Annotated in this window: 11 protein-coding genes; 7 read left to right on the forward strand and 4 right to left on the reverse strand. The window is 66.5% G+C overall.

What is annotated here, in order from left to right:
• Window positions 1–45: 45 nt before the first annotated feature.
• On the reverse strand, window positions 46–1,272 hold the full coding sequence (locus ACI3KU_RS10920) for an ammonium transporter (protein ID WP_404922337.1): 1,227 nt from the start codon (window positions 1,270–1,272) through the stop codon (window positions 46–48).
• A 136-nt stretch (window positions 1,273–1,408) separates the two neighbouring features.
• Window positions 1,409–2,437: a cell division protein ZapE gene (gene zapE, locus ACI3KU_RS10925; RefSeq protein WP_404922338.1), complete on the reverse strand. Its 1,029-nt coding sequence runs from the start codon at window positions 2,435–2,437 to the stop codon at window positions 1,409–1,411.
• Window positions 2,438–2,596: 159 nt separating this feature from the next.
• Between zapE and ACI3KU_RS10930 the strand changes: the two genes are divergently transcribed.
• Together ACI3KU_RS10930 and ACI3KU_RS10935 are read left to right on the forward strand one after the other, a co-directional pair.
• Window positions 2,597–3,499: a sulfurtransferase gene (locus tag ACI3KU_RS10930; RefSeq protein WP_404922339.1), complete on the forward strand. Its 903-nt coding sequence runs from the start codon at window positions 2,597–2,599 to the stop codon at window positions 3,497–3,499.
• A 94-nt stretch (window positions 3,500–3,593) separates the two neighbouring features.
• Window positions 3,594–4,028, forward strand: a complete 435-nt coding sequence (locus ACI3KU_RS10935; protein ID WP_404922340.1) for a SufE family protein — start codon at window positions 3,594–3,596, stop codon at window positions 4,026–4,028.
• 85 nt (window positions 4,029–4,113) lie between these two features.
• Here ACI3KU_RS10935 and ACI3KU_RS10940 read toward each other — a convergent pair whose 3' ends face one another.
• Window positions 4,114–5,295 (reverse strand): alpha/beta hydrolase family protein, encoded by a 1,182-nt coding sequence (locus ACI3KU_RS10940; RefSeq protein WP_404922341.1) that lies wholly within the window; start codon window positions 5,293–5,295, stop codon window positions 4,114–4,116.
• 25 nt (window positions 5,296–5,320) lie between these two features.
• Here ACI3KU_RS10940 and ACI3KU_RS10945 point away from each other — a divergent pair, with 25 nt between their 5' ends.
• From ACI3KU_RS10945 to ACI3KU_RS10965, 5 genes are all read left to right on the forward strand, one after another.
• Window positions 5,321–5,908: a DUF3000 domain-containing protein gene (locus ACI3KU_RS10945; RefSeq protein ID WP_404922342.1), complete on the forward strand. Its 588-nt coding sequence runs from the start codon at window positions 5,321–5,323 to the stop codon at window positions 5,906–5,908.
• A gap of 2 nt (window positions 5,909–5,910) precedes the next feature.
• The gene (locus ACI3KU_RS10950; RefSeq protein ID WP_404922343.1) at window positions 5,911–7,104 is read left to right on the forward strand and encodes a ribonuclease D; all 1,194 of its coding nucleotides are present in this window, start codon (window positions 5,911–5,913) and stop codon (window positions 7,102–7,104) included.
• 193 nt (window positions 7,105–7,297) lie between these two features.
• Entirely contained in the window at window positions 7,298–8,497 is a 1,200-nt protein-coding gene (locus tag ACI3KU_RS10955) for a thiolase family protein (RefSeq protein ID WP_404922344.1), read from the forward strand.
• Window positions 8,498–8,501: 4 nt separating this feature from the next.
• Window positions 8,502–10,649, forward strand: coding sequence for a 3-hydroxyacyl-CoA dehydrogenase NAD-binding domain-containing protein (locus ACI3KU_RS10960; protein WP_404922345.1), 2,148 nt, complete (start codon window positions 8,502–8,504; stop codon window positions 10,647–10,649).
• Between the two features lie 90 nt (window positions 10,650–10,739).
• Window positions 10,740–11,111, forward strand: a complete 372-nt coding sequence (locus tag ACI3KU_RS10965; RefSeq protein ID WP_404922346.1) for a DUF6891 domain-containing protein — start codon at window positions 10,740–10,742, stop codon at window positions 11,109–11,111.
• A 420-nt stretch (window positions 11,112–11,531) separates the two neighbouring features.
• Here ACI3KU_RS10965 and ACI3KU_RS10970 read toward each other — a convergent pair whose 3' ends face one another.
• Window positions 11,532–13,406, reverse strand: coding sequence for a DUF222 domain-containing protein (locus ACI3KU_RS10970; RefSeq protein ID WP_404922347.1), 1,875 nt, complete (start codon window positions 13,404–13,406; stop codon window positions 11,532–11,534).
• Between the last annotated feature and the right edge of the window lie 263 nt (window positions 13,407–13,669).

A 13,669-nucleotide genomic window follows, 5' to 3' on the forward strand; every position in this document is an offset into this window, starting at 1 on the left:
CGGCGGGCCGACGTCATCGTCGGCCCGCCGTCTCGTCGTGCTCGCTCAGACGCGCGCGTCCAGCAGGTATCCCTCCTCGCCGTGCACGACGGTGTCGATTCCGGCGATCTCATCCTCCTTGGTGATGCGGAAGCCCATGGTCCGATCGATCACCCAGCCGATCCCGTATGCGGCGACGAAGGAGTAGATCAGGACGGCCGCAGCCGTGACGAACTGCATGAACAGCTGCGACAGGTCGCCGCCGACGAACAGGCCGGTACCGGTAGCGAAGAAGCCGAGGTACAGGGTTCCGAGCATGCCGCCCGCGAGGTGAATGCCGACGACGTCGAGGGAGTCGTCGTACCCGAGCTTCCACTTCAACTCGACGGCGAAGCAGCAAATCACACCGGCGAGCAAACCCAGCAGCAGCGACCATCCGGGCGTGAGATCGGCGCACGCGGGGGTGATGGCGACGAGCCCCGAGACGGCGCCCGATGCCGCGCCGACGCTGGTCGACTTGCCCGCTTTCATCTTCTCCACCACGATCCAGCCGAGGATGGCCGCAGCGGTCGCGCCGATCGTGTTGATGATGATCAGGCCGGCGCGCGAGTCGCCCGTGCCCAGCAGTCCTGCCGTGCCCTCGGCGCCGGCGTTGAACCCGAACCAGCCGAACCACAGGATCGCCGCACCGAGCAGGACCAGCGGGACGTTGTGGGGCTTGTTGATGCTGCGATCGAAGCCGACGCGCTTGCCGAGCAGCAGACAGAGAGCGAACGCGGCCGCGCCGGCGTTGATGTGCACCGCAGTACCACCGGCGTAGTCGATCACTGTGTGATCCAAGCCCATCATCTCGCCGAGCTTCATCGCCCAGCCGCCGCCCCAGACCCAGGCCGCCACGGGGAAGTACACCAGCGTCGACCAGACACCGACGAACACCATCCAGGCGCCGAACTTCGCGCGGTCGGCGATGGCTCCCGAGATCAGCGCGACCGTGATGATGGCGAACGTCGCGCTGAAGGCGGTCGAGACGAGTCGGTCGTTATCGGCACCGGCAAGACCGAGGTCTCCGAACGGGTTGCCGGCGAACTCCCACGGCGAGCTCACGCTGCTCATGCTCGCGCCGTACAGGATCCAGAGCACGGCGATCAGCGCGATCGCTCCGAAGCTCATCATCATCATGCTGATGACGCTCTTGGCACGCACCAGGCCGCCATAGAAGAAAGCGACACCCGGTGTCATGAAGAGGACCAGTGCGGTGGCGGTGAGCGCCCACGCGAGGTTGCCGCTGTCCATTCGAGGCTCCGTTCGTGAGGGCCGGCGACGTTCAGGCCGGATTCCCCCACGATGCTCGATCGGCGTTTCCGTCGATGACGCTCATCGTGTCGCGGAGGTTACAAATGAGGCTTCCTTGTGAACAGCATGTTTCCGATCAGCTGTGAGTCTGAGCGTTCAATCGAGACACCGCACGCAGGTACTTCTTGCGGTAGCCGCCCGCCACCATCTCCTCGCTGAACACGTCGTTCAGAGCGAGGCCGGTCGCACGGATCGGAAGCTGGGCGTCATAGATCCGGTCTACGAGAGCAACGAAACGCAGTGCTTCGGACTGATCGGTGAGTTGGCGCACATTGCGCAGTCCCACGGCGTCCAAGCCGGTGACGAGGCGCACGTACCGGGAGGGGTGAACGGTTGCGAGATGACGGATCACGTCGTCGAAGTCGTCATCTGAGGGGCTCGTCGCGGCTGCCAGCGCGGCCGCGTACTCTGCGTCGTCGAGGGTCACTGCCGCGCCGTCGAGCGCACGCTGGCGGTAGTCGACACCGTCGATGCGGATCGTCTGGAAGCTGTCCGACATCGCCTGGATCTCGCGCAGGAAGTCCTGAGCCGCGAAGCGTCCCTCACCCAGCGCATTAGGCGGCGTGTTGCTCGTGGCGGTCACCCGCGTTCCCGCGGCCACCAACTCGCCGAGGAAGCGGGTCATCACCATCGTGTCGCCCGGATCGTCAAGCTCGAATTCGTCAATGCAGAGCAGGCCAGTGCCCCGGAACAGATCAACGGCGTTGCGATAACCCAGCGCGCCGACGAGCGCGGTGTACTCGATGAAGGAGCCGAAGTACTTGCGGCGAGCCGGGAAGGCGTGAAACACGGACGCGAGCAGGTGGGTCTTGCCGACGCCGAAGCCGCCGTCCAGGTACACACCCGGCTTCAGCTCCGCCTCCTTCGGAGTCTTCCGCCGCGAGAAGAGCCCGCCGCGCTTGGCCGTGGACGCCGGTGCGCAGAACGTCATGAGAAGTTCCTTCGCCTCACGCTGTGACGGATAGGCGTCGTCGGTGCGATACGTCTCGAACGTCGCCCCATCGAACTGCGGCGGCGGAACCAGGCTGGCCACCATCTCGTCGCCGGTGAGCTGAGGATTGCGGTCGGTGAGGTGCACGACTGTGCTGCTCGCGGCGGACGTCATCGGGTTCCTGTGTCTGTGTCGTCGAGGAATGGGCACCGGGGAGCTGACATGTCGTTGTCTTACGAAACGACTCCCCCGTCCGCAACCCGCAATAGGCTTGAAGGGACGGTGAATACCCTACGCCGTCCGCACCCAGCCCGCCCGCACGAAGGAGAACCCGTGGCCGTCGAATTCGACACGTCGTCCGAGAAGATCAGCGAGTACGCACACCCCGAACGTCTCGTGACGACCGAGTGGCTCGCCGGACACCTGGGCCAGCCCGGACTCGTCGTGGTGGAGTCCGACGAGGACGTTCTGCTCTATGAGACCGGCCACATTCCTGGCGCGGTGAAGGTCGACTGGCACACCGAGCTCAACGACCCGGTGGTGCGTGACTACCTCACCGGTGAGCAGTTCGCCGCCCTCCTCGGCGGCAAGGGCATCTCCCGCGACGACACCATCGTCGTCTACGGCGACAAGAACAACTGGTGGGCCGCATACGCCCTCTGGGTGTTCACCCTCTTCGGTCACGAGGACGTCCGCCTCCTCGACGGCGGCCGCGACAAGTGGATCGCCGAGGGACGCGAGCTGACCACCGACAAGCCCGTCCGCGAGGCCGTGGAGTACCCCATCGTCGAGCGGGATGACTCCAGCATCCGCGCGTTCAAGGAGGACGTCCTCGCCCACTTCGGCAACCCGCTGATCGACGTCCGCTCCCCCGAGGAGTACAGCGGCGAGCGCACCCACATGCCGGCATACCCCGAAGAGGGCGCGCTGCGCGGCGGCCACATCCCGTCGGCGCAGAGCGTGCCGTGGGCCAAGGCCGCTGCCGAGGACGCGACGTTCCGCAGCCGGGCCGAGCTGGACGCGCTGTACCGCGACGGTGCGGGCCTGAAGGATGGCGACGACATCATCGCGTACTGCCGCATCGGCGAGCGCTCAGCACACAGCTGGTTCGCGCTGACCTATCTGCTGGGCTTCGAGGGCGTGCGCAACTACGACGGTTCCTGGACCGAGTGGGGCAGCGCCGTTCGTGTCCCGATCGTCACGGGAACCGAGCCGGGCGAGATCCCCGCACGCTGACCCGCCTCCGATGCCCCGCCCGTTCATTCGGCGGGGCATCGTCGTCTGTGAACGGGCGGATCCGACTTCGTCCTCGCGTGGGAGGATGGAGGGGATGAATGCTGCAGAACTTCCCGCCACGCTCGCCGAGATCCGCGACGAGTTCCTTGAGCTCGACGAGTCCGATCGCCTGGAGCTACTGCTGGAGTTCTCCAACGATCTTCCGGAGCTCCCCGCGGAGTACGAGGGGCATCCGGAGCTTGCCGAGCGTGTGATCGAGTGCCAGTCGCCGGTCTACATCATCGTGGATGTCGACCAGGACGGCGTGGTGTCGATGCATGCCACCGCTCCCGCTGAGGCTCCGACCACGCGCGGCTTCGCCAGCATCCTGTCGCAGGGCATCACCGGTCTCACGGCCGATGAGGTGCTGTCAATCCCGGACGACTTCCCGCAGACCATCGGTCTCACGCGCGCGGTCTCGCCGTTGCGGATCGCCGGGATGACCGGGATGCTCCTGCGCGCGAAGCGCCAAGTGCGCGAGAAGCGCTAATTCTCGTCATCGGAATGACCGGGATCGCCGGATGACCGGAATGCTCACGCGCGCGGAGCGCTAGCTCTCCCTCAGCCCGTGAAGCTCAGCCCGTGAAGCCCTGCTCCGCCAGCCAGGAGCGGATGTCGCCGTCCCAGCGGCTCTGGTCGTAGTTCCAGAGTTTCGTGTGACGTGCCACCGAGAACGTGTCGAGCTGCACGATGTCCGGGCGTGCCTGGGCCAGCGCGTGCGCGCCGTCCGAGGGGACGAAACCGTCGTCGTCGGACGCGAGAATCAGCACCGGGACGTGCAGTCGATCCGCACCGGCCACCATGTCAAGCCGGTCGAACGGGATCGCGTCTCCCGCGCCCATCGCGCGCGCGGTCCAGCCGCCCTGCAGCGAGGACACCGCGAGGTTCCCGAGCGGCGCGGGAATCCGGTTCTCCTGAGCCTGGTAGGTGAGCACGCTGCGCCAGTCGATGACGGGAGACTCCAGCACGATGCCCGCGATCAGCTCGCGATAGGCGGAACGTGTCGCCGCCTGGAGCACGATCGCGCCACCCATCGACCAGCCCATGAGAAGCACGCGAGCGGCACCGTGCCGCTTGGCGTAGCCGATCGCGGCGTCGACATCGCGCCACTCGGTCTCCCCCAGCGCGTACATTCCGGAGCGGCTGCGCGGAGCTTCGCCGTCGTTGCGGTACGAGACGATGAGCGATGTGATCCCGGCATCGTGGAACACCGGCACCGCGCGCAGGCACTCAGCGCGACGCGTGCCACGGCCGTGCACCTGGATGACCCAGGTGTCCCCGCCGGGGAAGATCCACGCCGGGGCGGGACCGGCCGCGGTCCCGATCAACTCGGGCTGGAAGGGCAGCTGCAGCTGGTCGGGGCTGTCGAAGTACCAGCCGCTGAACGCGGCGTCACGGCCCAGCCGCGTCCCTCCATCCACCTCGGTGAGAAGCTTGCGGGTCACCGAGTGCTCGTCCTGCGCGAGGATCGTGCCGAGCTTGATGTAGTCGACCGTCCCGGTGGTGAACAGTCCATAGCGCCCGGGCAGACGAGTATCGGCGGTGCTCTGCAGCGTGATGGTCTGTGCCTTGAGATCCAACCCGATGATCCGCGTGTCATTCTCGCGGTTCGCGGGGACGACCACGCGACGCGCGACCGTGCGCACCAGGGCGAACAGGGCACCCAGCACGACTGCCAGCGACCCCGCGAGGATCGCGATCAGAATGCGGAAGATGGTGAGGGTACCGGTTGGGACGGCGCGCCTGGGAGTGTTCATCGCCCACTCACTTTAGTCTGTCGGCGTGGCGGGAGACTCACCAGTAGACGCGATCTTCGCGCAGGCTCAGGAGTTGCTGCGTGCGGTGACGTTCCGCGAGGACTTCGCCGTGCGCGAGATACCGGCACCGCAGGGACTCGCTCCCTACGCGATCGCCCTCGCCGGCGACGTTCGCCCCGGCGAGGAGGGCGAGTCCGCGTACGGCACCGGACGGTTCGTCCTGCTGTTCGACCCGTCCTCCCCCGATGCCTGGGACGGTCCGTGGCGGATCGTGTGCTTCGCGCAGGCACCGATGGAGCCGGAGATCGGTGCCGATCCCCTGCTGGCGAGCGTCGCCTGGACCTGGTTGCGCGACGCCCTGACCTCGCACAACGCGCAGGCGCACGCCGTGTCGGGAACGGCTACCAAGACCATCTCCACGGGCTTCGGGTCTCTGGCGGCGGAAGGGGACGGCGCGCAGATCGAGTTGCGCGCATCCTGGTCGCCGTCCGGAGCAGTCGACGGACACGTGCAAGCATGGGCTGAGCTGGTCTGCATGCTCGCGGGACTCCCGCCGGGTTCGGAGCAGATCGAGATTTTCGGAGCGCGGAATGTGCGGAGCACTGCGGAGTGAGTGTGACTGAGTACCAGGTGATCGACACCTCGGCGGGGCTGGATGCCGCCATCGAACGGCTGCGCGTCGGCGACGGCCCCGTGGCCGTCGACGTGGAGCGGGCGTCGGGTTTCCGATACTCCCAGCGCGCGTACCTGATTCAGGTGTATCGCCGCGGCTCCGGCGTCTTCCTGTTCGACCCGCCTCCGATCGGCGACTTCCAGGCACTGCAGCACGCGATCGGTGAGGTGGAGTGGGTCTTCCACGCCGCCAGCCAGGATCTGCCGTCGCTGCACGAGTTGGGCCTGTACCCGACGACGCTGTTCGACACGGAGCTGGCGGCTCGACTGCTCGGCCACCAGCGGGTCGGGCTCGGCGCGATCGTCGAGGAGGAGCTCGGCATCGTGCTGGCGAAGGCGCATTCCGCTGATGACTGGTCGACGCGCCCTCTCCCCCAGTCCTGGCTGGAGTATGCGGCCCTCGATGTGCTGCACCTCATCGATCTGCAGGAGAAGTTGGTCGCCGAGCTCGAGGAACAGGGCAAGACCCGCTTCGCTCGCGAGGAGTTCGACGCCGTGCGCGACAAGGCTCCCAAGCCGGTGCGCGAGGACCCGTGGCGGCGGCTGAGCGGCCTGCACACGGTGCGCGGTCGGCGCAACCTCGCCATCGCTCGCGAGCTCTGGCAGGCGCGCGAGGCGTATGCGCAGGAGCAAGACGTCGCGCCCGGACGGCTGATTCCGGATCGGTCCATCGTCGCGGCCGTGCGCGCTGAGCCCGCCACGAAGCAGGCGCTCGCATCCATCAAGGAGTTCACGGGTCGCGCCAGCCGCACGCAGCTGGATCGCTGGTGGTCGGCCATCGAGGCGGGACGCACCACCACCGAGCTTCCGCCGGATCGCGTCGCCTCCGACACCCTCCCGCCGCCGCGCGCGTGGGCGGATCGCAACCCCGACGCAGATCTGCGTTACAAGGCCGCGCGTCCCGTGCTCGAGGAGCGCGCACGCGAGCTGGGCATGCCGAACGAGAATCTGCTCACGCCCGACTTCCTGCGCCGGGTGTCATGGGATCACCCGGGCGATGATGTCACGTCGATCTCTGCGGCGCTGCGCACCCTCGGAGCGCGCGAGTGGCAGATCGAGCAGGCCGCACCGTTGATCTCCGCTGCATTCATCGCCGGCCCCCCGCCTGAGCCACCGGCACCCCTCGTCGCCGAGTGATCCCGAGCGCCGTCCCCGCATTCTGCGGGGCGGCGCTCTGGCGTTGTTCACGGGCAATTCCGGCCCCTGATTGTCGAAAGCGTGCAAGGCTCAGAGAGCAGTCGGAAGCCGATTCGTAGAAACACCCCAACGGCTTCCGGTGAACCTGAGTTCCACAATATGCTGGACTCAATCTCACGACATTGGAGGCAGAGTGGCCGAGAACTCGGACGTCTACTTCATCGACGGCATGCGTACGCCCTTCGGGCGAGCCGGCGAGAAGGGCATGTACTGGAACACCCGCGCGGATGACCTCGTCGTCAAGGCGATCATGGGCGTGATGGAGCGCAACCCGCAGGTGCCGGGCGAGCGCATCGATGACGTGGCAATCGCAGCCACCACGCAGCAGGGAGACCAGGGCCTCACTCTCGGACGCACCGGCGCGATCCTCGCGGGTCTGCCGCTGTCGGTTCCCGGGTTCGCGATCGACCGCATGTGCGCGGGCGCGATGACCTCCGTCTCCACCATGGCGGGCTCCATCGGCTTCGGCATGTACGACCTCGCACTCGCCGGGGGTGTCGAGCACATGGGACACCACCCGCTGGGTGTCGGCGCCGACCCGAACCCCCGATTCCTCACGGAGAAACTGGTGTCCGCCGATGCGCTCAACATGGGCATTACGGCCGAGCGCCTGCACGACCGCTTCCCACAGCTGACCAGGGAGCGTGCCGACCGTTTCGGCATGCAGAGCCAGCTCAAGGCGGAGGCCGCCTACCAGGCTGGCAAGATCCAGCCCGATCTGGTTTCGGTCGCCACTCGCGACGCCAGCGGCGCGTGGGGCCTCGCCACGGTGGACGAGGGTCGTCGTCCCGAGACCACGATGGATGGTCTTGCCACTCTCAAGACCCCGTTCCGCCCGCATGGCCGAGTCACGGCAGGTACGTCTTCGCCGCTCACCGATGGCGCCACGATGAGTCTGCTGGCCGGCTCGCACGCGGTGCAGGAGCTCGGCCTCACTCCGAAGATGCGCCTCGTCTCGTTCGCCTTCGCCGGTGTCGAGCCCGAGGTCATGGGCATCGGTCCAATCCCGTCCACGCAGAAGGCGCTCGATAAAGCCGGTCTCACGATCGACGACATCGGCGCGTTCGAGCTGAACGAGGCGTTCGCCGTGCAGGTGCTGTCGTTCCTGGACCACTACGGCATCGCCGACGACGACCCGCGTGTGAACCCGTGGGGCGGTGCGATCGCTCTCGGTCACCCACTGGCCGCATCCGGCGTGCGCCTGATGATCCAGCTCGCCGCTCAGTTCGCCGAGCACCCCGAGGTCCGCTACGGCCTGACCGCGATGTGCGTCGGCCTGGGCCAGGGCGGATCGATGATCTGGGAGAACCCGAACTACACCGGAAAGAAGTGACCCGATGACCAACTACGACGCCATCGACTTCTCGCCCCTGCAGACCTTCGCCGCCGATGAGGTGGTCACGCACTCCCCGGTGCGCGACGTCACGCTGCCATCCGGCAAGGTTCTCGCCCTCATCACGCTCGACAATGGCCGCGACCACACGCGCCCGAACACACTGGGCCCGGTCTCGCTGACCGAGCTCGGCGAGACGCTGGCCGGGCTGAAGGCGCGCGCGGCGAACGGCGAGATCCAGGCCATCGGCATCACCGGAAAGCCCTTCATCCTGGCCGCGGGGGCCGACCTCTCCGAGGTGGCGAACATCCCGAACCGCGAGGCTGCGCTGCTGATCGCCCAGCTCGGTCACAAGGTGCTCGGCTCGATCAGCGAGGTGGGCGTGCCGTCGTTCACCTTCGTGAACGGGCTGGCACTCGGTGGTGGTGTGGAGATCGGACTGAACTCGCACTACCGCACCGTGGATGCGTCCGCAGCGGCGATCGCCCTTCCCGAGGTGTTCCTCGGCATCATTCCGGGTTGGGGCGGCGCGTACCTGCTGCCGAACCTCATCGGCATCGAGAACGCCCTGGAGGTCGTCGTCTCGAACCCGCTGAAGCAGAACCGGATGCTGAAGCCGCAGCAGGCGTTCGATCTCGGGATGATGGACGCCATCTTCCCGGCCGCGAACTTCCTCGAGGACTCGCTGGCGTGGGCCGATGGCGTGCTGAGCGGCACAGTCAAGGTGGAGCGAAAGAACGAGCCCGGCAAGATCGAACGACTCACCAAGTGGCCCATCGCCATCAAGATGGCGAAGGGCATGCTGGAGTCGAAGATCGGCACCATGCCGCGCTCGCCCTACAAGGCGCTGGAGCTGCTCGACAAGGCCAAGTCGGGCTCGCGGGCAGAAGGCTTCCAGCGTGAAGACGAAGCCCTGGCCGAGCTCATCACCAGCGACGAGTTCGCCGCCTCCATGTACGCGTTCGATCTCGTGCAGAAGCGCGCCAAGCGTCCGGTCGGCGCTCCCGACAAGTCCCTGTCCAAGAAGGTGACCAAGGTGGGCATCATCGGTGCCGGCCTGATGGCGAGCCAGTTCGCGTTGCTGTTCGTGCGCAAGCTGCAGGTTCCGGTGCTCATCACCGATCTCGATCAGGCGCGCGTCGACAAGGGCCTCGCCTACATTCACGAGGAGATTGCGAAGCTCGAGGCGAAGGGCCGTCTGGACTCGGATACCGCCAACAAGCTGCGCGGCCTGATCCACGGCACCACGGACAAGAGTGAGTACGCGGACTGCGACTTCGTGATCGAGGCGGTGTTCGAGGAAGTCGGCGTCAAGCAGCAGGTGTTCGCTGAGATCGAGCCGATCATTGCCGAGGACGCGATCCTCGCGACCAACACCTCGTCGCTGTCCGTCGCCGAGATCGGCGCGAAGCTCGCTCACCCGGAGCGTCTGGTTGGCTTCCACTTCTTCAACCCGGTCGCGGTGATGCCGCTGATCGAGATCGTGAAGACGGACAGCACCAACGAGCAGGCGCTGGCGACGGCGTTCGTCGTAGCGCGTGGCCTGGGCAAGAACGCGGTGCTCACCGCAGACGCTCCCGGCTTCGTCGTGAACCGGCTCCTCGCCAAGGTGATGGGCGAGGCTGCTCGTGCGGTTTACGAGGGCACTCCTGTCGAGAAGGTCGAGAGGGCTTTCGGTCCGCTCGGTCTGCCGATGGGTCCGTTCCAGCTGATCGATCTGGTCGGCTGGAAGGTGGCTGCTCACGTGCAGGACACGATGGTGCGTGCCTTCCCCGATCGCTTCTACGCGAACGAGAACTTCCATCAGCTCGCAGAACTGTCCGACATCGTCGAGAAGGACAAGGGCGGGCGCGTCACCGGGTTCACCAAGGCCGCGGAGAAGGTGCTGAAGCCGGCCGTGGGCAAGACCCCCACCGATGAGGCCACGATCCTCCGCCGCGTGCAGGACGGACTGGCGGAGGAGATCCGCATCATGCTCGACACGAACGTGGTGCCGGAGGTCGAGGATATCGATCTCTGCCTCATCCTGGGCGCCGGCTACCCGTTCATCGACGGTGGCGTGACGCCCTACCTCGACCGCGAGGGAGCTTCCGCTCGGGCTGCGGGCGGCGCGTTCCACTCCCCCGAGATTCGGGGCATCGCGAACCGCTGAGCGCGGTGATCAGTCGGCGGGCGGTCTCTTCGGAGGCCGCCCGCTTCGTCTGGTGCACTTGAGCCGCCCCTCGGCGGGCTTTCCGCCGAGTTGGAAGCCGAGGTTCGGGACGCGGCCTGGCCCCAGGTCATTCGAGGCGAGACCGATCCCGAGCTGTTCGTCGAACTCTGCGACGATGAGGTTGTGGAGTGGGGCATCGCGAACGGTGTCGCCATCGCCGCGTTCAACCACGTGGTGGCGGCGCGTCGGGCGCTGCAAGCCGCGTGGCCGGCAGACGCACGCGCGAATCTCACCGATGCCTTCGAGGCGCTGAATCGCGCGGGAATCGTCGCCCGGGAGAACTTCAACTGCTGCGGCTCCTGCGCCGCCGGCGAGATCTGGGATGAACGCGACGGCACACGGGCCTGGCGCGGCTATGTCACGTACAACCAGCAGGACACGGAACGACTGATCAGGCGCTAGCGTGTGTACGTCTCCTACGGCGCTGTCCTGAATACCTGGATCGCCGAGGTGGAGTGAACGGATCGCGGTGACGAGGCGAAGGAGTCCGTCTATGCGGACATCGTCAGGAAGGTGATGACTGACGAAGTTGTGCCTGTGTTCGAGAAACGCGGGACCACGGTGCCGCGGAACCGCAACCTCGACAGGCGCATCCCGCTGGAGAGCGCCGATTTCGCAGTGATGATCTCAGGCATATCTGACACGCGAATCGGTGGCGCTCAGGTCTCTGCCCGCACGGTCTCTGCCCTTGATGGGTCCACGGGCTCTGCGATCGAGGGCTCTGCGATCGAGAGCTCTGCGATCGAGGGCTCTGCGATCGACGGGTCCGCGGGATCTCGGCCCTCGACGGATCCGAGACAGCCTCGTGGCGCTTCACCCTGCTTAGAAGGGCGGTGGGGCGTCTGGCGGTATGCGTCGCGGGGTGCCCGCGCCGAGAGCTGGCACGGGGTCGTCTGAGGTTGCGGGTGTGAACATCACAGTGTGGTGTGGTGGGGTGTCGATGTACTCGTAGCCGAGGGGGCTGGTCCAGCGCAGGACGCCACCACCGAGGTTCTCGACGGTCCACGCGGAATTGTGCTTCAGGACGTGGTGGCGCCGGCAGAGGTGGGCGAGGTTGTCGATACAGGTCTCTCCGCCGTCCTCCCACGCTTGCGTGTGGTCAAGGTCACACTGGTGCACCGGGCGGCGACATCCCGGGAATCGACAGTGCTCGTCACGCGCGGCGAGCAAACGGCGCATCCCCGTGGACGGAGTGTACCGATCGACGGCAAGGATCTCGTTGCTCACGGCGTCCGTCATGATGCGGTCCCAGCCCGGCTGATGCGCAGCGAAGGCGCGCACGGTCTCGGCATCCACCGGCCCGACACCAGCGAGCATCGCACCGGTGTCGGTGAGCCCAGCAAGCGTCGTCACCGGGACGGTGACCTGCACCCGACCGCGGATCGCCGCGACAGCATCCGACGTCGTGGTGGGCGCAGCACCCAGCAGGAGATCGCAGAACACATCGACCGCGACCTGCTGCAACGTCCGCGAATCAGCCTCGCCGCCCATACCGCCACCGCCATCGACACCGCCGAGCGTCGAATCGGCCGCACCAGCCACATTCTGATCGTGAGCAGCGCCGGCGGCATCAGAGGTGCCGTAAGCGGCGCCGGCATCGTCAGTAACAGCAGAGGCGTCAAGAGCGCCGGAGGCGTCAGGAGTGCCGGAGGCGTCAGGAGCAGAGAAGGCGTCAGGAGCGCCAGAGGCGTCAGGAGTGCCAGAGGCGTCAGGAGTGCCAGAGGCGTCAGGAGTGCCAGAGGCGTCAGGAGTGCCAGAGGCGTCAGGAGTGCCAGAGGCGTCAGGAGTGCCGGAGGCGTGAGGAGCAGAGAAGGCATCAGGAGTGGCGGGGTGGTCACTCGCGGCGGCGCCTGGTTCGTGTTTGATGGCGCGGGCCATGCTCATGATCCGATCCAACGCGCCATGCGCGAGCAGAGTCGGCAGGAACACCGAGAGATTCGACATCCCGTCACTGTCGTCAGTGAGAGTGATGGAACGCGCCTTACGAGCCTCACGGTGACGTTCATCCAACGACACCGGCATCACCTGCTCCGCCAACACCGTGAGCATGCCCCTCAACCGCCACGTCGTCGTCGACTGCGCCCGAACAACGGCTTCCCCCTCGTACGCGCTCCGCGCGGCATCATCAACGATCCCCGCACCGGCCCGCACGATCACCCGCGCATGCGCCGCGGTGATCAACCCACCATCCAACGCAGCATGCGTCGCAGGGAAACACATCACCAGCGTGTACGCATCATTGAACTGACGCTGCACCTGCTGATCACTCAAATTCAACGCAGCACCAAACTCCGCCGCCACCGAACGCACCGCCAACTCCACCGAAGACGACGAAGAAGACGACGAAGAAGACCGCGACACCGACGAACCCGCATCCATCGCCCACGCCAGAACACGCGACCACAACGACGCCTGCACCGCCGCCAGCATCGCCGTCACCCGCTGCAACCGACGAGCCTGCTCCAACAACCCCGCCAACTCCCCCTCGCGCTCATCAACTCCGGCGGGTGTGCCTGGCACCTCCGAAGCGGACAGTGCGCCCGATCCACTCGACTGACCTGGAGCCACGGCAGCGCGACTTGCGGCGGACATCGCTTGAACTGTGGGCATGTTCGCCAGCATTCCCGACACGTCGACGACCGGGAGAGCGCTGGTATTGTCTCCCTGCGGTGCTGACGATGCCGTTGATGTGGTCATGTTTCATTGTCTCATCTTTCGAATCTATGTTCGATAGATGGGGATGAGAAACAGATAAGATGCTCATGAGCAAACGGAGCAAACGACCGCACCCCCCGTCTCCCCGCACGCTGCGCCACGCCAGCGCCTCACATCCGGCACGCCGCCATGCCATCACGCCGAGATGCCGATACGCCGCATCATCCCCGCCGCCACACACCTCCGCTCCTCGAGCCTCACCGCTCCTGTCACCTCCCACCCGCAACCTCACCCCGTCTTCACAC

Origin of the sequence: Microbacterium sp. ZW T5_56, from assembly GCF_044987425.1 — a bacterium.
GTDB lineage: Bacteria > Actinomycetota > Actinomycetes > Actinomycetales > Microbacteriaceae > Microbacterium.